Source organism: Motilibacter peucedani (assembly GCF_003634695.1).
Lineage (GTDB): Bacteria > Actinomycetota > Actinomycetes > Motilibacterales > Motilibacteraceae > Motilibacter > Motilibacter peucedani.
The window spans coordinates 283283-304726 of record NZ_RBWV01000014.1; the positions used below are offsets into that span (position 1 = coordinate 283283).

At 74.8% G+C, this 21444-nt stretch carries 21 protein-coding genes; 8 read left to right on the top strand and 13 right to left on the bottom strand.

Features of this window, described 5'->3' with window-relative positions; translation table 11 throughout:
• Positions 1–36 precede the first annotated feature (36 nt).
• Complete coding sequence (locus tag CLV35_RS16305) at positions 37–834, bottom strand: biotin--[acetyl-CoA-carboxylase] ligase (RefSeq protein ID WP_231121945.1); 798 nt, start codon at positions 832–834, stop codon at positions 37–39.
• A gap of 20 nt (positions 835–854) precedes the next feature.
• Between CLV35_RS16305 and CLV35_RS16310 the strand changes: the two genes are divergently transcribed.
• From CLV35_RS16310 to gndA, 4 genes are all read left to right on the top strand, one after another.
• Positions 855–2456 carry an acyl-CoA carboxylase subunit beta gene (locus CLV35_RS16310; RefSeq protein ID WP_121194550.1) on the top strand — a complete coding sequence of 534 codons (1602 nt, stop codon included), beginning with the start codon at positions 855–857 and terminating at the stop codon, positions 2454–2456.
• Positions 2453–2674 (top strand): acyl-CoA carboxylase subunit epsilon, encoded by a 222-nt coding sequence (locus CLV35_RS16315; protein ID WP_121194551.1) that lies wholly within the window; start codon positions 2453–2455, stop codon positions 2672–2674. The genes CLV35_RS16310 and CLV35_RS16315 overlap by 4 nt, the downstream gene beginning before the upstream one ends.
• A gap of 62 nt (positions 2675–2736) precedes the next feature.
• On the top strand, positions 2737–3978 hold the full coding sequence (locus CLV35_RS16320) for a Bcr/CflA family efflux MFS transporter (RefSeq protein ID WP_121194552.1): 1242 nt from the start codon (positions 2737–2739) through the stop codon (positions 3976–3978).
• Positions 3979–4033: 55 nt separating this feature from the next.
• Positions 4034–5500 carry an NADP-dependent phosphogluconate dehydrogenase gene (gene gndA, locus CLV35_RS16325; protein WP_407938217.1) on the top strand — a complete coding sequence of 489 codons (1467 nt, stop codon included), beginning with the start codon at positions 4034–4036 and terminating at the stop codon, positions 5498–5500.
• On the opposite strand, the gene CLV35_RS16330 is transcribed toward gndA, so the two are convergent.
• From CLV35_RS16330 to CLV35_RS16350, 5 genes are read right to left on the bottom strand one after another with little or no spacing between them, the layout of a single operon-like run.
• Complete coding sequence (locus CLV35_RS16330) at positions 5497–6687, bottom strand: MFS transporter (protein WP_121194554.1); 1191 nt, start codon at positions 6685–6687, stop codon at positions 5497–5499. The two genes, gndA and CLV35_RS16330, sit on opposite strands and share 4 nt — an antisense overlap.
• Positions 6677–7411, bottom strand: a complete 735-nt coding sequence (locus CLV35_RS16335; protein ID WP_121194555.1) for an ABC transporter permease — start codon at positions 7409–7411, stop codon at positions 6677–6679. The genes CLV35_RS16330 and CLV35_RS16335 overlap by 11 nt, the downstream gene beginning before the upstream one ends.
• Positions 7412–7413: 2 nt before the next feature.
• Positions 7414–8346 carry an ABC transporter ATP-binding protein gene (locus CLV35_RS16340; protein ID WP_121194556.1) on the bottom strand — a complete coding sequence of 311 codons (933 nt, stop codon included), beginning with the start codon at positions 8344–8346 and terminating at the stop codon, positions 7414–7416.
• Positions 8343–9248: an ABC transporter permease gene (locus tag CLV35_RS16345; RefSeq protein WP_121194557.1), complete on the bottom strand. Its 906-nt coding sequence runs from the start codon at positions 9246–9248 to the stop codon at positions 8343–8345. The genes CLV35_RS16340 and CLV35_RS16345 overlap by 4 nt, the downstream gene beginning before the upstream one ends.
• Complete coding sequence (locus CLV35_RS16350) at positions 9245–10204, bottom strand: ABC transporter ATP-binding protein (protein ID WP_183062040.1); 960 nt, start codon at positions 10202–10204, stop codon at positions 9245–9247. The genes CLV35_RS16345 and CLV35_RS16350 overlap by 4 nt, the downstream gene beginning before the upstream one ends.
• Before the next feature lie 77 nt (positions 10205–10281).
• Between CLV35_RS16350 and CLV35_RS16355 the strand changes: the two genes are divergently transcribed.
• Together CLV35_RS16355 and CLV35_RS16360 are read left to right on the top strand one after the other, a co-directional pair.
• A complete protein-coding gene (locus tag CLV35_RS16355) occupies positions 10282–10905 on the top strand; it encodes a Maf family protein (protein ID WP_231121946.1) in 624 nt (207 codons plus the stop codon).
• Between the two features lie 56 nt (positions 10906–10961).
• On the top strand, positions 10962–12731 hold the full coding sequence (locus CLV35_RS16360) for an acetyl/propionyl/methylcrotonyl-CoA carboxylase subunit alpha (RefSeq protein WP_121194560.1): 1770 nt from the start codon (positions 10962–10964) through the stop codon (positions 12729–12731).
• Here CLV35_RS16360 and CLV35_RS16365 read toward each other — a convergent pair.
• From CLV35_RS16365 to CLV35_RS16375, 3 genes are all read right to left on the bottom strand, one after another.
• Positions 12728–13714, bottom strand: coding sequence for a zinc-binding dehydrogenase (locus tag CLV35_RS16365; protein WP_231121947.1), 987 nt, complete (start codon positions 13712–13714; stop codon positions 12728–12730). The genes CLV35_RS16360 and CLV35_RS16365 overlap by 4 nt on opposite strands.
• Complete coding sequence (locus tag CLV35_RS16370; protein WP_121194561.1) at positions 13711–14187, bottom strand: MarR family winged helix-turn-helix transcriptional regulator; 477 nt, start codon at positions 14185–14187, stop codon at positions 13711–13713. The genes CLV35_RS16365 and CLV35_RS16370 overlap by 4 nt, the downstream gene beginning before the upstream one ends.
• A gap of 62 nt (positions 14188–14249) precedes the next feature.
• Positions 14250–15614 (bottom strand): NAD(P)H-quinone dehydrogenase, encoded by a 1365-nt coding sequence (locus CLV35_RS16375; protein WP_121194562.1) that lies wholly within the window; start codon positions 15612–15614, stop codon positions 14250–14252.
• A 59-nt stretch (positions 15615–15673) separates the two neighbouring features.
• Between CLV35_RS16375 and CLV35_RS16380 the strand changes: the two genes are divergently transcribed.
• Together CLV35_RS16380 and CLV35_RS16385 are read left to right on the top strand one after the other, a co-directional pair.
• Positions 15674–16150: a gamma-glutamylcyclotransferase family protein gene (locus CLV35_RS16380; RefSeq protein WP_121194563.1), complete on the top strand. Its 477-nt coding sequence runs from the start codon at positions 15674–15676 to the stop codon at positions 16148–16150.
• 28 nt (positions 16151–16178) lie between these two features.
• A complete protein-coding gene (locus tag CLV35_RS16385; RefSeq protein WP_231121948.1) occupies positions 16179–16625 on the top strand; it encodes a GNAT family N-acetyltransferase in 447 nt (148 codons plus the stop codon).
• Between the two features lie 5 nt (positions 16626–16630).
• On the opposite strand, the gene CLV35_RS16390 is transcribed toward CLV35_RS16385, so the two are convergent.
• Genes CLV35_RS16390 through CLV35_RS16405 form a run of 4 tightly spaced genes read right to left on the bottom strand, consistent with a single transcriptional unit; the run spans position 16631 to position 21422 of the window.
• A complete protein-coding gene (locus CLV35_RS16390; protein ID WP_121194565.1) occupies positions 16631–17206 on the bottom strand; it encodes an isochorismatase family protein in 576 nt (191 codons plus the stop codon).
• A gap of 10 nt (positions 17207–17216) precedes the next feature.
• Positions 17217–17690, bottom strand: a complete 474-nt coding sequence (locus tag CLV35_RS16395) for a pentapeptide repeat-containing protein (RefSeq protein ID WP_121194566.1) — start codon at positions 17688–17690, stop codon at positions 17217–17219.
• Positions 17691–17701: 11 nt separating this feature from the next.
• Complete coding sequence (locus CLV35_RS16400; RefSeq protein ID WP_121194567.1) at positions 17702–20308, bottom strand: ATP-binding protein; 2607 nt, start codon at positions 20306–20308, stop codon at positions 17702–17704.
• 55 nt (positions 20309–20363) lie between these two features.
• Positions 20364–21422 (bottom strand): class I SAM-dependent methyltransferase, encoded by a 1059-nt coding sequence (locus CLV35_RS16405; RefSeq protein WP_121194568.1) that lies wholly within the window; start codon positions 21420–21422, stop codon positions 20364–20366.
• Between the last annotated feature and the right edge of the window lie 22 nt (positions 21423–21444).

Below are 21444 nucleotides of genomic sequence, written 5' to 3' on the forward strand. Positions count from 1 at the left end.
TGTTGTGGGCCCGTGAAATCCGCGGTTCCTGGCCTCTCAGCGCAGGTGCGTGACGTCACCGGCAGCGTAGGCCGTGCCGTCGACGACCAGCCGGCCGTCGGCGTCGACGCCCTCCGCCGTGCCCTCCCGCGCCGGCGCCCCGGGCAGCTCGAGGCGTACGCGGCGGCCCAGCGTGTCGCAACGGGCGGCGTACGCGTCGGCGAGACCGCACGCGACCGCGTCGCCCGCTGCACCCTCCCAGGCGGCGAGCCGCCGCGCGAGCGCGACCAGCAGCGCCGCGAGCACCGGGGTGCGGTCGGTGACCGCGGCGCCCTCGAGCGCCAGCGAGGTCGCCGTCGGCACGGGCAGCTCGTCGGCGCCGAGGTCGGTGTTGAGCCCGATGCCGAGGACGGCGAGGTCGCCGGCCGGGGACGGCACCCGCTCAGCGAGCAGCCCGGCCAGCTTGCGGCCGCCGACCAGCACGTCGTTGGGCCACTTGAGCCGGGCGTCGAGCCCCGTGGTGCTCGCGACGGCCTCGGCCGCCGACAGGCCGGTCAGCAGCGGCAGCCAGCCCCACGCGTCGGCGGCGACGCCCGGGCGCACCAGCACGGAGACCGCCAGCGAGGAGCCGGCGGGTGCTGCCCACCGCCGGCCCAGCCGGCCGCGGCCAGCCGTCTGGAGGTCGGCGACCAGCACCGCGCCGGGCGGCTCGCCCGCCCGCGCGGCCGCTGCCAGGTCGTCGTTGGTCGAGCCGGTCTCGGCGACGACGGCGAGCCGCCAGTGCCCGGCGCCGGCCGCCTCGAGGGCGCGCGACACGGCGGAGGAGTCGATCGGGGGTCGGGAGGCGCTCGGCACGCGGATACGCTAAGGGACCTATGACGACGCCCGCCGGTGCGCCCGGCCTCTCCGACGCGCCCGAGCCGCGCTCGACCCGCGGACGCCTCGCCGACCTGGAGGCGCGGCGCGCCTCGGTGCGCGAGGCCGGCGCCCTGGCCGAGCGGGCCCAGCACGCCCGCGGCAAGCTCAGCGCCCGCGAGCGCATCGCCCTGCTGCTCGACGAGGACAGCTTCGTCGAGCTCGACGAGTTCGCGCGCCACCGCGCCACCGACTTCGGGCTCGAGCGCAAGCGCCCCTACGGCGACGGGGCCGTGACCGGCTACGGCACGGTCGACGGCCGCCTCGTCTACGTCTACAGCCAGGACTTCACCGCGTTCGGCGGCAGCCTCGGCGAGCGCCACGGCGAGAAGATCGTCAAGCTGCTCGACCTCGCGCTCAAGACCGGCGCCCCGGTCGTCGGCCTCAACGACGGCGGCGGCGCCCGCATCCAGGAGGGCGTCGACGCCCTGTCGATGTTCGGCGAGATCTTCTCCCGCAACGTGGCCGCCAGCGGCGTCATCCCGCAGATCTCGGTGATCCTCGGGCCGTGCGCGGGCGGCGCGGTCTACTCCCCCGCCCTGACCGACTTCACCGTGATGGTCGACGGCACCTCTCACATGTTCATCACCGGCCCCGACGTCATCAAGACGGTCACGGGCGAGGAGGTCGGCTTCGAGGAGCTCGGCGGCGCCCGCACCCACAACACCACCTCGGGCAACTCGCACTACCTCGCCGAGAGCGAGGAGGACGCGCTCGAGTACGTCCGCGCCCTGCTCTCGTTCCTGCCGAGCAACAACCTCGAGGACCCGCCCGACTTCGCGACGCCGGTCGACCTCGAGCCGGGCGAGCACGACCTCGAGCTCGACGCCCTCGTGCCCGACTCGCCGAACGTGCCCTACGACATGGGCACCGTGATCGAGGCCATCGTCGACGACGGCGACTTCGTCGAGATCCAGCAGTGGTTCGCGCCCAACATCAAGATCGGCTTCGGCCGGGTCGAGGGCCGGACCGTCGGCGTCGTCGCCAACCAGCCCACGCACTTCGCCGGCACGCTCGACATCGACGCCTCCGAGAAGGCCGCGCGCTTCGTACGCACCTGCGACGCCTTCAACATCCCGATCCTCACCCTGGTCGACGTGCCCGGCTTCCTGCCCGGCACCGCCCAGGAGTGGGACGGCATCATCCGGCGCGGCGCGAAGCTGATCTACGCGTACGCCGAGGCGACGGTGCCGAAGCTGACGGTCATCACGCGCAAGGCCTACGGCGGCGCCTACCTCGTCATGGGCTCCAAGCACCTCAAGGCCGACCTCAACTTGGCGTGGCCGACGGCGCAGATCGCGGTCATGGGGGCGCAGGGGGCGGTCAACATCCTGCACCGGCGCGCCCTGAAGGACTCCGCCGACGCCGACGCCGACCGCGCGCGCCTGGTCGAGGAGTACGAGGACGCCTTCGCCAACCCCTACGTCGCGGCCGAGCGCGGCCACATCGACGGCGTGATCGCGCCGTCCGAGACGCGCGCGGCGATCACGAAGGCCCTGCGGCTGCTGCGCACCAAGCGGGAGAGCATGCCGCCGAAGAAGCACGGGAACATCCCCCTGTGAGCGGCAGCGAGGACGGCGGCGTGGAGCCGGTGTCGGTGGTGCGCGGCGACGCGGAGCCGGAGGAGCTGGCCGCGCTCGTGGCCGTGCTGGTGACGCGAGGGCAGGGCGCCCGCGAGCGGCGCCCGGCGCCGACCTCGCCGGGCTGGGCCGACCGCTCGGCACTGGTGCGTGCACCGCTGCGCCCGGGCCCGGGAGCCTGGTCGCGCGCGCTGCGGTAGGCCGCCGCCCCCGGTAGCCGCGCAGCGCTTCAGCGCGCGGGTGCTGCGCCCGACAACAGGTCGTGCCGCAGTCCACCGCCCCTGTCCAGCCCCGCCTCCCGGCCCCGGTCCCGGCCGCGGCCGCGCAGCAGGCGCTGCCGCTGCGCCTGCTCGTGGTCATCGGCACGATGACGATGCTGCCGGCGCTGGCCATCGACGCGTACCTCCCTGCGCTGCCCACGATCGCGCCCGACCTCGGCACCACCCACGCCGGCGCGGCGCTCTCGCTGACCTCCTGCATGGCCGGGCTGGCCGTCGGCCAGCTGGTGGCCGGCCCGCTGAGCGACCGCTACGGGCGCCGCCCGCCGCTGCTGGTGGGGCTGCTCGGCTTCGTGCTGTCGTCGGCGCTGTGCGCGCTGGCCTGGTCCGGCGCCTCCCTGCTCGTCTTCCGCCTCCTGCAGGGCCTGCTCGGCTCCGCCACCTGCGTCGGCGCGGCGGTCGTGCGCGACCGTGCCCGGGACGCCGACGCCGCGCGGGCGTTCTCGCTGCTCACGCTGATCACCGGCGCGGGCCCGGTCCTCGCGCCGGTGCTCGGTGCGCAGGCGCTGCGCTGCGTGCCCTGGCGCGGGATCTTCGTCGGGCTGGCTGTGCTCGGCGCCGTGTCGCTGGCGGTGGTGGCGCGCTGGCTGCCGGAGACCCTCGACCGGGCCCACCGCCGCGAGGCGGGCCTGCAGGCGACGCTGCGCGCGTTCGGCCGGCTGGCCCGGATGCGCGGGTTCATGACCTACCTCGCCGCCGGCTCCCTGGCCAACTGCGCGGTCTTCGCCTACCTCGCAGGGTCGGCGTTCGCGCTGCAGGACGGCTACGGCCTCTCGGCGCAGCAGTACTCCTCCGTCGTCGGTCTCAACGCGCTCGGCGTCGTGGCCACGGGCTCGCTGAACGCCCCCCTCGTCGGCCGCTTCGACCCCCGCGCGCTGCTGCTCGTCGGCCTCGTCGGGAGCGTCGCCTCGGGCGTCGTCGTGCTGGCGGCCGTGCTGCTGCACGCGCCGCTCGCCTGCGTCCTCGCCGGGCTGTTCGGCCTGCTCGTCGCGACCGGTCTGGTGCGGCCCAACTGCGGCGCCCTGGGCCTCAGCGCCCAGGACGGCGCCGCCGGCTCCGCGGTCGCGCTGAGCGGCTTCGTCGGCTGGGTCAGCGGCGGGCTCACCGCGCCGCTGGTCGGGGCGGTCGACGGCGGCAGCGCCGCCTCCATGGCCACCGTGCTGCTGGCCAGCTCGGCGGGCGCCCTGCTGTGCGTCGTGCTGCCGGGACGACGCGCGCGGAGCTGAGCCGCGTACCTGCTGCCCCTGCGTCCTGTTGTGCGGCGAAGGGCCGCCCGACAGGATGGGCGCCATGGCAGACGCAGCGGCCGGGCAGGCCAACATCGGTGTGGTAGGACTCGCGGTCATGGGGGCCAACCTCGCCCGCAACCTCGCGAGCCGCGAGGGCAACACCGTGGCGGTCTACAACCGCTCGCCCGAGCGCACCGAGACCCTGCTGCGCGAGCACCCCGAGGCGGGCTTCGTCGCGTCCTCGAGCATCGAGGAGTTCGCGTCCTCGCTGAGCAAGCCGCGCACCGCGATCGTCATGGTGCAGGCCGGGCGCGGCACCGACGCGGTGGTCGACGCCCTGGTCGAGGTCTTCGAGCCGGGCGACATCATCGTCGACGGCGGCAACGCCAACTTCCAGGACACCATCCGGCGCGAGGCCGCCCTGCGCGAGAAGGGGCTGAACTTCGTCGGCACCGGCATCTCGGGCGGCGAGGAGGGCGCGCTGCACGGGCCCTCGATCATGCCGGGCGGCTCCGCCGAGGCCTACGAGACGCTGGGCCCCATCCTCGAGTCGATCGCTGCGGTCGCCGAGGGCGAGCCGTGCGTCACCCACATCGGCACCGACGGCGCCGGCCACTTCGTCAAGATGATCCACAACGGCATCGAGTACGCCGACATGCAGCTGATCGCCGAGTCCTACGACCTGCTGCGGCGGGTCGGCCGCCACGAGCCGGAGGCGATCGCCGACGTCTTCGAGACGTGGAACCAGGGCGAGCTCGAGAGCTACCTCATCGAGATCACCGCGCAGGTGCTGCGCCAGCGCGACGCGAAGACCGGCGAGCCGCTCGTCGACGTCATCCTCGACGCTGCGGGCTCCAAGGGCACCGGCGTCTGGACCGTGCAGAACTCCGTCGGGCTCGGCGTGCCGGTCGGCGGCATCGCCGAGGCGGTCTTCGCCCGCGCGGTGTCGAGCAAGCCCGACCAGCGGGCGGCCGTGCGCGCCGCGGTCCGCAGCCGGCCCGAGGTGCAGGAGCCCGGCGAGGGGTTCGAGGACGACGTGCAGCGCGCGCTCTACGCCTCGAAGGTCGTGGCCTACGCCCAGGGCTTCGACGCGATCGTCGCCGGCGCGAAGGAGTACGGCTGGGACATCGACAAGGGCGCCGTCGCCCGCATCTGGCGCGGCGGCTGCATCATCCGCGCGCGGTTCCTCAACCGCATCGTCGAGGCCTACGCCAAGAACCCGGGCACCACGACGCTGCTCGAGGACGAGTTCTTCGCCGGCGCGGTGGCCGAGGGCGAGGCGGCGTGGCGCCGCATCGTCGCCAAGGCAGCGCTGTCGGGCATCCCCGTGCCCGGCTTCGCCTCCGCGCTGAGCTACTACGACTCGCTCGCCTCCGAGCGGCTGCCGGCCTCGCTCATCCAGGCGCAGCGCGACTTCTTCGGCGCCCACACCTACTCGCGCGTCGACAGCGACAAGGTCTTCCACACGCTGTGGTCGGGCGACCGGAGCGAGATCGAGACGGTGCCCTCGACGCACTAGGCCGGGCGGGGGGCGGCCCGGCGCGCCGGCCGCGAGGCGAGGGCGAACACCGTGGCCGACACCAGCGCGAGCAGGCCGCACAGCGCCAGCGTCGGCCGCGCGCCCACCGCGCTCACCGAGCCACCGGCCAGCACGCCGGAGACCAGCGAGCCGGCGATGGTGGCGTTCGAGAACAGCGTCGTGGCGCGCGCCGTGGCGGGCGCGAGCAGGTCCTGGAAGAACCGGATGCCGGCCGCTCCCACCACGGCGATGCCCGTGCCGCGCAGCACCTGCGCGAGCAGCAGCACCGTGGCGTCGTGCGTGCTCGCCGTCACGGCGAAGTAGGCGGCGAACGCGACCGTCGATCCGGTGATGAGCGCCCGTTGGGAGACCCGCGCCGGTGCCGCTGCGAGCGCCAGTGCGGCGACGACCTCCACCGCGGCGCACGCGCTGAACAGCAGCCCGACGAAGTCGGCGCCGTGCGCCCCGCCGTGGGTGACGTAGATCGGCAGCGCCACGGAGCCCGCGAACATCGCGGTGAAGAACAGCGTGACGCTGGAGGCGAGCACCGCGACGCGCGCGCCGGCGACCAGCACGGCACCCTCCGCGCCGTCCCCCTCCGGCGACGGCGGGGCAGCGGAGGCAGGCTCTGGTACCCCTAGCACCACGACCGCGGTGAGCGCCAGCACCGCCGCGGCGACCGCGAACAGCGCGGTGTAGCCGCTCGCGTGCAGGACGAGCGCGCCCAGCAGCGGCCCCAGCGCCCAGGCGAGCGACCACACCGAGCGCAGCAGCGGCGCCGAGCGCTGCCCCGCCTCGCCGTCCCCGAGCACCAGCCGGGCGAGCGCGAACAGCTGCGGGAACGCGGCGCCCAGGGCCCCGAGGGGCAGCAGCACGAGCAGGAGGAGCACCGCGTACGACCGCGTCACGCTCACCGCTGCGTAGCCCACCGCGCCCGCGGCGACGGCACCGAGCGCGTACGCGCGTGACGGCCTCCGGTCGAACCCGCGGCCGGCGCGCGAGCTGGCGACGATCGACGCCAGCGCGCCGGTCGAGGACAGCACGCCGATGGCCACCGGCGAGAGGCCGACCTCGTCGAAGCCGAACAGCACGAGGTAGGCCCCGGTCATCGCGTCGGCGGTCCCCAGCAGGAAGACCGCCGCAGCGAGGCAGACGAGGGCCCGCCGTCCGGCGGGGTCAGCCGGCACCGGAGGCGGTCGCGTCGACGTGCGGCAGCCGCCGCACCGCCAGCACCGCGGCGACGGCCGAGACCGCCACCAGCACGACGACCGCGCCGGTCACCCCGACGTCGGCGACCTTGAACGGGATGCCCTTGTCCGGGTAGAGCGACCCGATCAGCCGGCGCCCGAACGACCCGATCGAGAGGTTGCGCAGCGACTTCACGTAGGTCGCGAACGAGCCCTCCCAGACCACCACGTAGCCCAGGCCGATGAGCAGGCTGCGCGCCGTCAGCAGCGAGAGCAGCACGAAGACCGCGACGTAGCCGGCGGCGCTCAGCAGCAGGGCCCCGAACAGGCTCCCCCACACCTCCCCGGTGGACAGCCCCGCCTGCGAGCCCAGCAGCGCGCAGCCGACCAGCCCGGGCAGCGAGATGAGCACCGTCGCGACCCAGGCCGCCACGAGCTTGGCGCCGACGATGCGCCAGCGCGGCGTCGAGGTGGCGAGCAGGAGCGGCAGGGTGCCGCTGTCGCGCTCGTCGTCGAAGGCGTTGACCCCGAGCACCAGCGCGACAAGCGCGACCAGCTGGGAGACGAACAGGTCGGCACCGAGGCGCGGGTAGACGCGCTCGAGGTCGGACTGCTGCGCCGAGAAGGCCAGGGCCGCGCAGATAGCGCCGACGACCAGGGGCAGCAGGGCCAGCGCGATCGTGCGGCTGCGGAAGAGCAGGGCCCGCAGGCCCAGTCCGAACATGCTCACCGGCCGACCCCCCTCGCGGAGGAGGTGAGCGCCGAGAAGACGCTCTCGAGGTCCTCGCCCTGCGGCTCGACGCGGCGCAGGAGCACGCCGGCGTCGGTGGCGAGGGCCGGCAGCCGGGTCGCCAGCCGGATGGCCTGGAGGGTCTGCACCGTGAGCACTCCGTCCTCGAGCTCGACCGAGTTCACGACGCCCTCGGCGAGCAGCACCCCGCCGAGGCGGCGGGGGTCGTCGGTGTCGATGCGTACGCTGCGCGGCCGGTCGGTCATCAGGTCGCGGATGCCCGCGCCCGTGCCCTCGGCCACCAGCCGGCCGTTGACCACGACCAGCAGGCGGTCGGCCATGCGCTCGACCTCGGTCAGCACGTGCGAGGAGACCAGCACCGTGCGGCCCTCGGCGCCGAGCTTGCGCACGAGCTCGACGTCGAGCCGGCGCTGGGCCGGGTCGAGCCCGTTGAGCGGCTCGTCGAGGAGCAGCACCTCGGGGTCGTGGGCCAGCGCCTGCGCCAGCTTCACCCGCTGGCGCATGCCCTTGGAGAACCCCTGCACCTTGCGGTCGGCGGCGTCGCTGAGCCCCACCCGCGCGAGCGCCAGCGTCGCCGCCTCGCCCGCGTCCTGCACCCCGCGCTGGCTGGCCAGCATCGTCACGGTCTGCCGGGCGGTGAGGAAGGGCCAGAGGCCCTCGGAGTCGGGCACCACGCCGAGGCCCTCGTGCACCTTCGGGTCGCGGCGCGGGTCGCGCCCGAGCACGCGGACACTGCCCTGGCTGACGTCGGTGTAGCCCGCCAGCAGCGACAGGGTCGTCGACTTGCCGGCGCCGTTGTGGCCGAGCAGGCCGGTGACGCCCGGCTGGAGCGCGAACGACACGTCCGAGAGCGCGACGGTGTCGCCGTACCACTTCGACACCCGGTCGAACTCGACAGCGGCGCTCACGTCGCGGCCCCCTTGCGGTAGCGCAGGACCATGGTGCCGAAGCCGGCCACCACGACCAGCGCCCAGACCACCCAGCACGCGCCGGTCGGCGGCACCTGGGTGGTGTCCACGCCCGTCTGGTCGCCGAAGACGACCTCGGCGAGCCGCGGCGGCACCCCGGCGAGCACCAGGGCGAGGAAACCTCGGGAGCTGGTGATCGCGAACAGCACCCCGAACAGCACGGTCGGCACGAGCATCAGCGCGACGTAGCCGCCCACCGCGAAGACCCGTCGCGCGGTGAGCGAGCCGAGCCCGAGGCCGATCGCGGCGTGGAAGAGGCTGACCACCAGCCCGACGAGCAGCACCTTGCCCCAGTCGCTGCCGTGGTGGCGGGCGTAGGAGACGGGCGAGTCGGCCACGACGATGCCGCCCACCAGCATGAGCAGCAGCGGGAAGAACGTCACCAGCGAGAGCACCGCCACGGCAGCGAGCACCTTGCCGACGACGTACTCGCCGGGCGAGACCGCCGTCGAGAAGTAGAGCGAGAGCACGCCGTCGCGGCGCTCGCGGGTGAGTAGCGAGGGGACCGTGCTCGCGGCGTAGGCGATGAGGATCGGGGTGAGCATGTCGACGGAGTCGGAGTACTTCAGGACGTCGAGCGGGCCCTTGACGCCGACCTCGTTGAGCAGCAGCGGCACGCCGACCGAGACGACCGCCGGCGCGAACGCCGCCGCGACGAGCAGGAACGGCCAGATCTTCGCCCCGGCGCTGCGCCGGATGCCCAGCGCGCGAAGAGCCGACGAGCGGGCGAGCGCGAGCACCGCCGAGCGGCGGGGGCGCAGCTGGCCCTCGAAGCGGGAGTAGCGGACGTCGTGGATCACCGCCTGCGGCTTGTCGGTGCCGATGCTCGTGCCGGCGCTCATGCCGTGGCTCCTTCGGGTGCGCCCAGAGGTGCTCCGGCGGTGGGTGACATGGCCGCCACGACCGCGTCCTCGAGGCGGTCGCCCTCGTCGGCCAGCCGCAGGATGCCGACCTCGCGCTCGACCGCCACCTGCTGCACCAGGCGCAGCACGTCGTCGCCGGCCACAGCGATGCCGATGTCGCCGGCCGGAGTCGGGTAGGTCGGCACGCCGGCCTCGTTGAGCGCCGCGGCGAAGCTGCCGAGCTCGCCCGTCACGCGCAGGGACACCGGACCGGTGCGCGGTGCCGCCTCGACCGCCTGCTGGGCGGCCAGGCGCCCGGCCCGCAGGACGACGACCTCGTCGCAGGTCTGCTCGATGTCGTCGAGCACGTGGGAGCTGACCAGCACCGACATCCGCAGCTCGCGCGAGAGCCGGCGCACGATGGCGAGCATCTCGCGCCGGCCGGCCGGGTCGAGGCCGGAGGTCGGCTCGTCGAGGACGACGAGGTCGGGCCCGTGCACCAGGGCCTGGGCCAGCTTGGTGCGCTGGCGCATGCCCAGGGAGTAGGTGTCGATGGACCGGCGCCGCTCCTCCTCCAGGCCGACGGCGAAGAGCACCTCGGAGGCGCGGCGGCGGGCGTCGCGGCGGCTGAGCCCGCGCAGCTGGGCGATGTGGACGCAGAGGTCCTGGGCCGACATGTCGGTGGGCAGGCAGTTGTGCTCGGGCATGTAGCCGACGCGGCGGCGGACCTCGTCGCGCATGGTGGCGGCGTCGAGGCCCAGCACGCGCACCTGGCCGTGCTCGGGCACCAGCAGGCCGAGCGCGACCTTCATCAGCGTCGACTTGCCGGCGCCGTTGGCGCCCAGCAGGCCGGTCGCCGGCGCCCGGATCTTGAGGCTCACGTCGTCGAGCGCCAGCACGTCGCCGAAGCGCTTGCCCACCGACACGCAGCTCAGCGCGGGGGCGGCATCTGTCATGGCCGCAACCCTAGGCGCGCAGGGGGTCCCCGGGCATCGGGGATCTCCCCTACGCCGAGGGTCGCTAGCCTCGCGCCGTGGCATCCTCCCCGGGCACCGTGCGCCTCGTCCTCGCCTCCGCCTCGCCGGCTCGGCTGGCCACCCTGCGCGCCGCGGGCGTCGAGCCGGAGGTGCAGGTGAGCGGCGTCGACGAGTCGCTGGTGAGCGGCCCGCCCGCCGAGCTGGCCCTGGAGCTCGCCACCCGCAAGGCCCGCGCGGTGGCGGCGCAGCGCACCGACGCGTACGTCGTCGGCTGCGACTCGGTCCTCGAGCTCGACGGCGCGGCGCTGGGCAAGCCGCGCGACCTCGACGACGCGCGCGAGCGCTGGCGCGCGATGCGCGGGCGCTCCGGGGTGCTGCACACCGGGCACTGCGTCGTGGCGCCCGGCGGCGCGCAGCTGGCGCGCGGCGCCCGCACGACGGTGCACTTCGCCGCCGTCACCGACGACGAGGTCGAGGCCTATCTCGCCACGCGCGAGCCGCTCGCGGTGGCGGGCGCGTTCACGCTCGACGGGCTCGGCGGCGCCTACGTCACGGGCGTCGACGGCGACCCGCACAACGTCGTCGGCATCAGCCTGCCGCTGCTGCGCGAGCTGTTCATGGCGCTCGGCGTGCCGTGGCACGCGCTGTGGTCGTCGCCCGCAGCGGGGCCGCGCGGCTAGGGTGTGCCGTCGGGCCCGCCACCCCAGCGGGCAGTCGTCGAGCAGAGAGGCGCGCGTTGCGCAAGGTCCTGATCGCCAACCGCGGCGAGATCGCCGTCCGGGTCGCCCGCGCCTGCCGCGACGCCGGCATCGCCAGCGTCGCCGTCTACGCGATCCCCGACCGCGACGCCATGCACGTGCGCATCGCCGACGAGGCCTACTCCCTCGAGGGCAGCACGCCCGGCGAGTCCTACCTCGACATCGCCAAGCTGCTGCGCATCGCCGAGCAGAGCGGTGCCGACGCCGTGCACCCGGGCTACGGCTTCCTCTCCGAGAACGCCGACTTCGCCGAGGCCGTCATCGGCGCAGGGCTCACCTGGGTCGGGCCGCCGCCGAACGCCATCCGCTCCCTCGGCGACAAGGTCACCGCCCGCCACATCGCCGAGAAGGTCGGTGCACCCCTGGTGCCCGGCACGCCCGACCCGGTGCCCAACGCCGCGGCGGTCGTTGACTTCGCCCGTCAGAACGGCCTCCCGATCGCCATCAAGGCGGCCTTCGGCGGAGGCGGGCGCGGGATGAAGGTCGCGCGCACGATGGAGGAGATCCCCGAGCTCTACGACTCCGCCGTCCGCGAGGCCGTCACGGCGTTCGGGCGCGGCGAGTGCTTCGTCGAGCGCTACCTCGACCGGCCGCGCCACGTCGAGACCCAGTGCCTCGCCGACGCCCACGGCGGCGTGGTGGTCGTCAGCACGCGCGACTGCTCGCTCCAGCGCCGTCACCAGAAGGTCGTCGAGGAGGCGCCCGCGCCGTTCCTGTCGGCCGAGCAGAACGCGACGCTCTACTCCGCGTCGAAGGCGATCCTGCGCGAGGCGGGCTACGTCGGCGCCGGCACCTGCGAGTTCCTCGTCGGCACCGACGGCACCATCTCCTTCCTCGAGGTCAACACCCGCCTGCAGGTGGAGCACCCGGTGTCGGAGGAGGTCTCCGGCATCGACCTCGTGCTCGAGCAGTTCCGGCTGGCCGAGGGCGAGCCGCTCGGCTACGACGACCCCGAGGTCCGCGGGCACTCCATCGAGTTCCGCGTCAACGGCGAGGACCCCTCCAGGAACTGGCTGCCCGCGCCCGGCCGCGTGACCCGCTGGCGCCCGCCGAGCGGCCCGGGCGTGCGCCTCGACACCGGCGTGGCGAAGAACTCCGAGGTCAGCGGCGCCTTCGACTCGCTGCTGTGCAAGCTCGTCGTCACCGGGGCCACCCGCGAGCAGGCGATCGGCCGCGCCCGCCGGGCGCTGGCGGAGTTCCAGATCGAGGGCCTGCCCACCGCGCTGCCGTTCCACCGCGCGGTGCTGCAGGCGCCCGACTTCACCGACGAGCCCTTCCGCGTCCACACCCGCTGGATCGAGACCGAGGCGCGGCTCGACCTCGACGCCTACGCCGGCCCGCACGTCTTCCCCGACGGCCAGGCCGACCGCGAGCACGTGGTCGTCGAGGTCGGCGGCAAGCGCCTCGAGGTCGTCATCCCCGAGTGGGTGACCGCCGGTGCCGCCTCGGTCGCGTCGGCGAGCGGGCGGGTGCGCCCACGCGTACGCCGTGGCCGGTCCGCCTCGAGCGGCACCCCGGCCGTCGCGAGCGGCGACGCCGTCACGGCGCCGATGCAGGGCACCATCGTCAAGGTCGCGGTCGAGGACGGCCAGCAGGTCGCCGAGGGCGACCTGATCGTCGTGCTCGAGGCCATGAAGATGGAGCAGCCGCTCACCGCCCCGAAGGCGGGCGTCGTCACCGGGCTCAGCGCCTCGGTCGGCGACACCGTCGCCAGCGGTGCGAAGATCTGCGACGTGACGACGCCCTAGGGCCGGACGACCAGCTTGCCGGCGTAGGTGCCCGCCTCCATGTCGCGGTGCGCCTGCACGACCGAGCCGAGCCCGTCGTAGACGTGCCCGACCGGCACGCGCGCCTCGCCCGCCGCGACCGCGTCGAGGAACTCCTGGAGCACCTCGGCAGGCAGGTCGGACGCGTCGCCGGAGTACGCGGTCAGCCGCACGCCGCGCGGGATCCAGTCGTTGGGGTAGAAGTCCGGCAGGACCCACGAGTTCGAGAGCATGCCGGTGAAGCAGACGACGCCGTGGACCGCCGTCGCCGCCAGGGTGTCGCGCACCGTCGGCGCGCCCACCAGCTCGAGGGCGCCGTCGACCCCGCCCGGCACCAGCTCGCGCACGCGCGCGGCGATGCTGCCGTCGTCGACCACGACGTCGTCGACCCCGACCGCCTCGAGGGCGGCGGCCCGCTCGGCGCTGCGGGTCGTGGCGAGCACGCGCAGCCCCCGTCGCCCGGCGAGAACGGCGGCGGCGAGCCCCACCGACGAGGTCCCGCCGCGCACGAGCAGCGTCTGGCCGGGCTGGACGTCGAGCCCGACGGTCAGCGAGCCGTGGGCGGTCTGCAGCATCTCGGGCACCGCACCGAGCAGGCCCCAGTCGAGCGCGCTCTCGAACGGCACGACCGAGCTGACGGGCACGCAGGCGTACTCCGCGTAGCCGCCGTCGAAGGTGCGGCCCATGCCGCCCATCATGGCCACGACCTGCTGCCCAGGAGCGAACTCGCCACCGGGTGCGCTCACCACCTCGCCGGTGGCCTCGATCCCCAGCACGCGCGGGAACGTCACCCCGACGGCAAGGCCGAGCCGGGTGTGCAGCTCCGAGCGGTTGAGCCCGAAGGCCCGCACGCGGACCAGCACCTGCCCGGTGGTCGGGGTCGGCACGGGCAGGGTGCGCACGGTCAGGGCCTCGGGGGCTCCGGGCGCGTCCAGGACGACGGCTCGCATGCTCGACGTGCTCATGAGTTCCTCTTCTCGTTCGTGGTGAGGCTCGGCGCTGCGGGGCGCAGCCGGCCGAGGATGGTGCGCAGCTGCTGCAGCTGACGGAGCGTCAGGACGCCCTCCCACCGGGCGGAGAGCTCGGCCTCGAGCGTGCCGGTGGCCCTCGCGAGCGCGCGACGTCCGGCGGGCGTCAGCTCGACCAGGGAGGATCGACGGTCGTCGGGGTGCGAGCGGCGCCGGCAGTGGCCGGCCGCCTCGACCCGGTCGACGATCTTGCTCACGCCTCCGACGGTGATGACCAGCGCCTCGGCGATGTCGTTGACCCGGCAGGGGCCGATGTCCTGCAGCACCTGCATGGTCTCGACGCGGCCGAGGGTGAGCTGGTGCTCGGAGCGCAGCCGCGCGTCGAGCGCGTTCCAGACCTCGGTCTCGACGCGTACGAAGGCGTTGAACACCGGCCACAGCAGTCCGGTTTCCTCGGAATCATCTTCCATGGAACAGACCAAGGCGCGCCGCGCCGGATCTGTTCCACGGAACGCACCTCTGGTGCGACGAGCTAGGCGCGCTGGTGCAGCTGGTGCGCCGCCTCGGCGATCGAGCCGCTCAGCGACGGGTAGACCGTGAACGCCTTGGCCAGCTGGTCGACCGTCAGCCCGAGCGACACGGCGGTCGCGACGACGTGGATCAGCTCGCTGGCGCGCGGGGCCACGATGACACCCCCGAGCACCAGTCGGCTCTCGGTGCGGCAGGTGAGCTTGACGAAGCCCTCGTCGATGCCCTGCATCTTGGCGCGTGCGTTGCCGTGCAGCGAGAGCGTCAGCGTCGTGGCGGCGAGCCCGGCCTCGTCGGCGGCGGTCTGCGACCACCCGACGGTGGCGATCTCGGGGTCGGTGAAGACGTTGGAGGAGACCTCGCGCAGCTTGAGCGGCGAGAGCGCCTCTCCCAGCGAGTGCCAGATCGCGATGCGGCCCTGCATGGCCGCCACCGAGGCGAGCATGAGCACGCCGGTGCAGTCGCCGGCGGCGTAGATGCCGCGGTTGGAGGTGCGCGAGACCTTGTCGACCTCGATGTAGCCGCCGCGGTCGAGCGTGACGCCGGCCTCCTCGAGCCCGATGCCGGCGGTGTTGGGGATGGAGCCGACGGCGAGCAGGCAGTGCGTGCCCTCGACGGTGCGGCCGTCCTGGAGGCCGACGACGACGCCGTCGGCGGTGCGGGTGACGGAGGTGGCGCGCGAGCGGCCGAGCACGGTCATGCCGCGCCGGGCGAAGACCTCCTCGAGCACGTGCGCCGCGTCGCTGTCCTCGCCGGGCAGCACCCGGTCGCGGCTGGAGACCAGCGTGACCTGCGAACCGAGGGCGTTGTAGGCCGAGGCGAACTCGGCGCCGGTGACGCCGGACCCGACGACGACCAGCCGCTCGGGCAGCTCCTCGAGGTCGTAGAGCTGTTCCCAGGTGAGGATGCGCTCGCCGTCGGGGACGGCCTGGGGCAGCACGCGCGGGTGCGCCCCGGTGGCGACCAGCACGGCGTCGGCCTCGAACGCGGTGTCGCCGACGAGCACCCGCGAGGCGCCGTCCAGCCGCCCGCGCCCGTCGACGACGCGCACGCCCTCGGCAGCGAGCCGGGTGCCGATGTCGGCGGACTGCGCCTCGGCGAGCTTCTTGATGCGGGTGTTGACCGCGGCGAGGTCGACGGTGACGGGGGCGTCGATGCGGACGCCGAGCCCGGCGCTCTCGCTCGCCAGGGTGACCACCTCGGCGACCGCGATGAGCGTCTTGGAGGGGACGCAGTCGGTCAGGACGGCGGAGCCGCCGAGCCCGTCGCTCACGACGGTGACGTCGGCGCCCAGGCGGGCCGCGCTCAGGGCCGCTTCGTAGCCGCCAGGGCCGCCGCCCAGGACGATGATGCGCTGCTGGTTCGCCACGCTGCCATTCTGCCTGGCCTGCGCCGGGCGTGCGGCGCGCGGCTCTAGGCTGAGCCCTCGTGCCCCTCTACGCCGCCTACGGCAGCAACCTGGACCCCCAGCGCATGGCCGCCCGAGCGCCGCACTCCCCGGCCCGCGGCACCGGCTGGCTGGTCGGCTGGCGCCTGACCTTCGGCGGCGAGAACCTCTCGTGGGAGGGCGCCTTCGCGACCGTCGTCGAGGCGCCGGAGGACCCCGCCTCGCAGGTCTTCGTGATGCTCTACGACGTCGCGCGCGAGGACGAGCCGTCGCTCGACGAGTGGGAGGACGGCGGCACGGGCCTGTTCACCAAGCTGCGCGTGCGGGTGCACACGCTCGACGGCGACGAGACCGCGTGGCTCTACGTGCTCGACGCCTACGAGGGCGGGCTGCCGAGCGCGCGCTACATCGGGATGCTGGCCGACGCGGCCTACGCCGCCGGGGCACCGAGCGACTACGTCGCCGACCTGCGCGCCCGCCCGTGCCTGTCGACCGGGCCGGGGGCCCTCGATGCCTGAGGCTCCCCTCGTCCAGGACGCCCCCCTCGTGCGCGACCTGCGAGCCGACGACCGCGACGGCTGGGGCGAGGTGTGGGCCGGCTACCTCGCCTACTACCAGAAGGACCTCCCGCCGGAGGGGACCTCGGCGCTCTGGGACCGGCTGACCGGGCCGGCGCCGCACCCGCAGATGTTCGGGCTCGGCGCCTTCGCGCCCGACGGCCGCCTGCTCGGCCTCGCGCACTGCATCGTCGGGCCCAGCACCTGGGACACCGCCGACGACTGCTACCTCGAGGACCTCGCGGTGGCCGAGGACGCCCGCGGCCGCGGGGTGGGGCGCGCGCTGATCGGCGAGCTCGTACGCCGTGCCGGCGAGCGCGGCTGGCGCCGGGTCTTCTGGGTGACCGAGGAGTCCAACGCCCGCGCCCGCCGGCTCTACGACTCGGTCGGCTCGCTCACCGACTACGTGCAGTACGAAGTGCGCCTCGAGCCCTGACCGCCTCAGAGCGCGGTGACCACCTCGACGCCCGCGTCGCGCAGCTCGACGAGCGCGGCGTCGGTGGTGGAGGGAGCGACGCCCGCGGTCAGCGGCAGCAGCACCCGCGTCGCGAGGCCGGCGGCGACGGCGTCGAGGGCGGTGGCGCGTACGCAGTGGTCGGTCGCGATGCCCACGACGTCGACGGCGGTCACGCCGTGCCGCTCGAGCCAGCGGGCGAGCCCCTCGCCCTCGGCGGTCACCGCCTCGAAGCCGGAGTAGGCGGCGGCCCGCTCTCCCTTGCGCACGGCCACGTCGACCAGCTCGCCGAAGCCGTCGCCCAGGCCCGGGTGCAGCTCGGCGCCCGGCGTGCCCGCGACGCAGTGCACCGGCCAGGTGGTGACGAAGTCGGGCTCGGCGGCGAAGTGGGTGCCCGGGTCGACGTGCCAGTCCTGGGTGGTCACGACGGCTGTGTAGGCGCTGCGCCGCTCGCGCACCCAGGCGCCGACCGCCTCGGCGACGGCTGCGCCGCCGTCCACGGGCAGCGAGCCGCCCTCGGTGAAGTCGTTCTGGACGTCGACGACGAGCAGACCCTGCGACATGCCCGCCAGCCTATGCAGGCAGCACGTCGAAGCCCAGGGCAGCCGCCAGCACCACCGCCTGGTCGTAGCTCACCTTCGCCCCCGCCACCGTGGTCGCGCGCGCGTCGAGCGAGGAGAGGTCGGAGCCGCGCAGGTCGGCCTCCCGCATGCGCACGCCCTCGAAGCTCGCCTTGCCGAGCTCGGCGTGCCGCAAGGCCACGAACGACCACTCGCCGCCGTCGACCTGCAGGAGGTCGAAGGTGCACTCCTCGAAGCGGCTGCCGGTCATCTTCGTGCGCACGAACCGCGCGTCGAAGAACGAGCAGCGGACGAAGGTGCAGTTGGTGAAGGCCGAGTCGGTGTGGGTCGAGCAGTTGAACCGGACGCCGCGGAACGCGCACCGGTCGAACGTGGACCCCGTCGACGCCGCCTCGGTGAGGTCGAGGTCGTAGAACTCCTCGCCCGCGAAGCTCGCGCCGTCGAGGTCGAGCTCGTCCACGTCCATGCCCGCGCACTCTAGGACTGCTCGGACACCCACTGCTCGGCCAGGTCCCGCGCCTCGCGGCGCGAGGTCACGCCGAGCTTCAGCAGCACCGCGGAGACGTGGTGGTCGACGGTGCGCACCGAGAGCGTCAGCCGGGCGGCGATCTCGGCGTTGCTCCGCCCGTCGGCCACGAGCCGCAGCACGTCGAGCTGCCGGTCGGTGAGCCCCGCAGGGTTCGCCGCGGTCGAGGGGCGCGGCCCGCGCGGCACGGGGACCGCTCCGGAGGCCGCCAGCCGGCGGCGTACGAGCCTGGCGGCAGCCGCGGCACCCAGCGAGTCGAACACCGCGAGCGCCTGCAGCGCCTGCGCGTCGTCGCCCCCGGCGAGCGCCTCCGCGGCGTCGTAGGGGCAGCCGAGCCGCTCCCAGGCCGCGGCCGCGCCGACCCGGTCGCCACGCACCAGCAGGAGGTACGGCTGCGCCACCCAGTCCGGCGCCTCGACGGCCACGCCGGCCCGGCCGAGCCGCCAGGCCAGCTCGCCGGCGTACCACGGCTCGTGCTGCTCGACGGCCAGCTCGAAGGCCGAGACCACGTCGCTCAAGGGCAGCGGCGCACCCGCCAGCTCCGCCGCCTCGAGCCGCGCCGCCGCCACGGGGCCGACGCGCTGCACCTCCCCCGTGCCGCGGGCCCGGCTGTCCGCGTCGTCGAGCAGGGCGAGGGCCTCGGCGCCGGCCTCGCCCCGACGTGTGAGCAGGCGCGACATCGTGACCAGGGCCGGGACGACGCTGACCCCGCGCTGGTGCAGCCGCGAGAGCGCGGCGCGGGCGTCGCTCTCGGCACCGGGCCAGTCGCCGACGTCGAGGCGCACCCGGCCGCGGACCGCGAGCAGGTAGTCGGCGTAGGCCTCGAGCTCGCGGTCGTCGGCGAAGGCGATCGCCCGCTCGAGCACCTGCAGCCCCTCGGCGAAGCGGTGCTCGTCGACGTGGATGCAGGCCAGGTTGACCAGCGCCCGCACCGCGTGGTCGGGGAGGCCCTCGCGCACGGCGAGCGCGAAGGCCTCCTGCAGGTCGTCACCGCCGCCGGGCTCGCCCTCGGTGAGCCGGGCCGTCCCGATGTTGATCAGCGCGTGGGTCACCGTCTCCTGGTCGCCGACCGCGGCCGCGACCTCGAGCGCGCGCCGCCCCCACCCGACCGCCGCACCGAAGCGCCTGGCGAGCATGTCGAGCTGTGACCTGGCGCTGTAGGCCATGCCGAGCTGCCGCCCGGGCGGGAGGCCCTCGAGCACCGCGATCGCCTCGTCGGCGGCCAGCAGCGCCTGCTCGCCGGACCCTGCCCACCACCACAGCCGGGAGATCCAGCGCTGGTCCTCGCCGACGCGCTCGGGCTGTGACAGCGCGCGACGCTCCTGGACGGCCGCCCGGCGGGCGGCGAGCGCGTCGTCGATCCGGCCGAGGACGTAGGCGTGGAAGGCGAAGCCCTCCAGCAGCTCGGCACGGGCCTGGGGCGGCAGGGCGTCGGTGTGCGCCAGCGCCGCCTCGTAGTGGCCGGCCGCCTCGCGGTGCGCGCCCACCGCCGCGGCCGCCTCGGCCGCCGCCGGGGCGAACCGCGTGACCGCGGCGGCGTCCTGGGCCTCGCGGGCGTGGTGCACCACCCGGGCCGGGTCGACCTGCCGGTCCCCCGCCGCCGCGGTGAGCACCTGGAGCACGCGCCGGTTGAGCTCCTTGCGCCGCAGCGGCGACAGCGAGTCGGCCACGGCCCGGCGCAGGAGCTCGTGGCGGTACGTCGTGGTCTGGTCCCCGACGACCAGCAGCCCGCGGTCGGCGCACTCCTCGAGCTCCGCGGTGCGCGGGCCCAGCGCGGACTCCAGGAGCCAGAGCTCGGTCGCGGTCGGGACGACCGCGGCCAGCCGGGCGACCTCGCGCGCCGCGGGCGACAGGGCCGCGAGCCGGCCGGCCACGAGGTCGCGCACCGGCGACGGCACCCCGTCGCCGCCTCCCGCGAGGGACTCGGTGACCAGCAGGGGGTTCCCGCCCGTCAGCGCGTGGACGCCTGCCGGGGGCCGGCCGGCCCTGCGGGCCAGGTCGGCGACCGCCGCGCTCGAGAGCGGCGCGGGCCGCAGCGTACGCAGCAGTGCGGTGGGCAGCGTGCCGAGCGCCAGCTGGAGCGGGTGGCCGGTGCCGAGCTCGTCCTCGCGGTAGGTCACGACGAGCACCGCGGGCACGCCCTCCCAGCGCCGGCCGAGGAACACCAGGAGGTCGAGCGTCGCCGCGTCGGCCCAGTGCGCGTCCTCGACCACCACCACCTGCGGGCGGCGCGGCGGCTGCCCGGCGCCGAGCTCGTCGAGCAGGGCGTCGAACACCGCCTCGCGCCGGGCGCCCGAGCCGAGCAGCTCGGCGAGCCGGCCGCCGGTGGATCGCGCGATGTCGTGCAGCGGGCCGAGCGCACGCGGCGTCAGCAGCGGGTCGCACAGGCCGGTGAGCACCCGGGCACCCGCGTGGCCGTCGACGAAGCGGCGTACGAGCGCGGTCTTGCCGATGCCCGCCTCGCCCGCGACCAGCACGACCTGGCCGAGACGGGCCGAGGCCTCGAGGGCCTGGTCCATCCCGGCCAGCAGCTCCGTGCGCTCGAGCAGCTCGGCCACGGCTCACTGTCCCACCGCGGGCGCGTGCTGCCCAGGTCCTGTCGAGGACCTGCCCTCAGGGGCGGACCTCGAAGACCAGGTTGAACGGCGTCTCGGCGACCCGGCGGAAGCGGGTGAAGCCCGCGGCCTCCATGACCCCGCGGATCGCCGCCTCGCCGGCCTGGGCGCCGAGCGCGAGCCCCACCTCCTGCGAGAGCGAGTTCGGCACGCACAGCAGCGTCGAGAAGCTGTAGTAGGCGCGGCCCACGGGGTTGAGGTTGTCCTCGAACCGGTCGCCGGCGGCGGGCTCGACCACGAGCCACGTGCCCTCGGGCGCCAGGCTCTGCAGCACGTGCCGGGCGGCGCCGACGGGGTCGCCCATGTCGTGCAGCGAGTCGAACGAGGTGACCAGGTCGTAGCCCGTGCCCGGGTAGTCCGCCGCCGCGGCGACCTCGAAGTCGACCTGCGCCTGCAGCCCCTCCTCGGCCGTCTGCTTGCTCGCGCGGGCGATCGACTCGTCGTGGTAGTCGAAACCGGTGACGCGCGAGGCGGGGAAGGCGGCGGCCATCATGCGGGTCGAGGCCCCGAGCCCGCAGCCGATGTCCGCGACGCGGCCGCCCGCGGTGAGCTTCTCGACGACGCCGTCGCACGCCGGGAGCCAGCTGCTGACGAGGTTCGCGGAGTAGCCCGGCCGGAAGAAGCGCTCGCAGCCGACGAAGACGTCGGTGTTGTGCTCGTGCCAGCCGACGCCCTCACCGGTGCGGAACGCCTCGGCCACAGCAGGTTCGTCACGGGCCGCGGCCGCGGCGAGCTGGAAGGCGCCGGGCAGGAAGAACGGGTTGTCCTCGGACACCAGCGTGAACGCCTGGATCTCGTCGAGGTGGAAGCGCTCGGCCTCCCCGTCCCACGACACGTAGCCGCCGGCGACCTGCGCGCGCAGCCACTCGGCGACGTAGCGCTCGGCGGTGCCCGTGCGGGCGGCGAGCTCGGCCGGCGTGCTCGGGCCGAGCTCGGCGAGGGCGCGGTAGAGCCCGAGCCGGTCGCCGATGAGCACGGTGGCCGCCTGCACGGTCGCGCCGAGGTCGACGACGAAACGGCCGAGGTAGGCGTGGAGCTCCTGCTCGTCGATGGCCATGGTGGTTCCTCCTCAGGTGGGT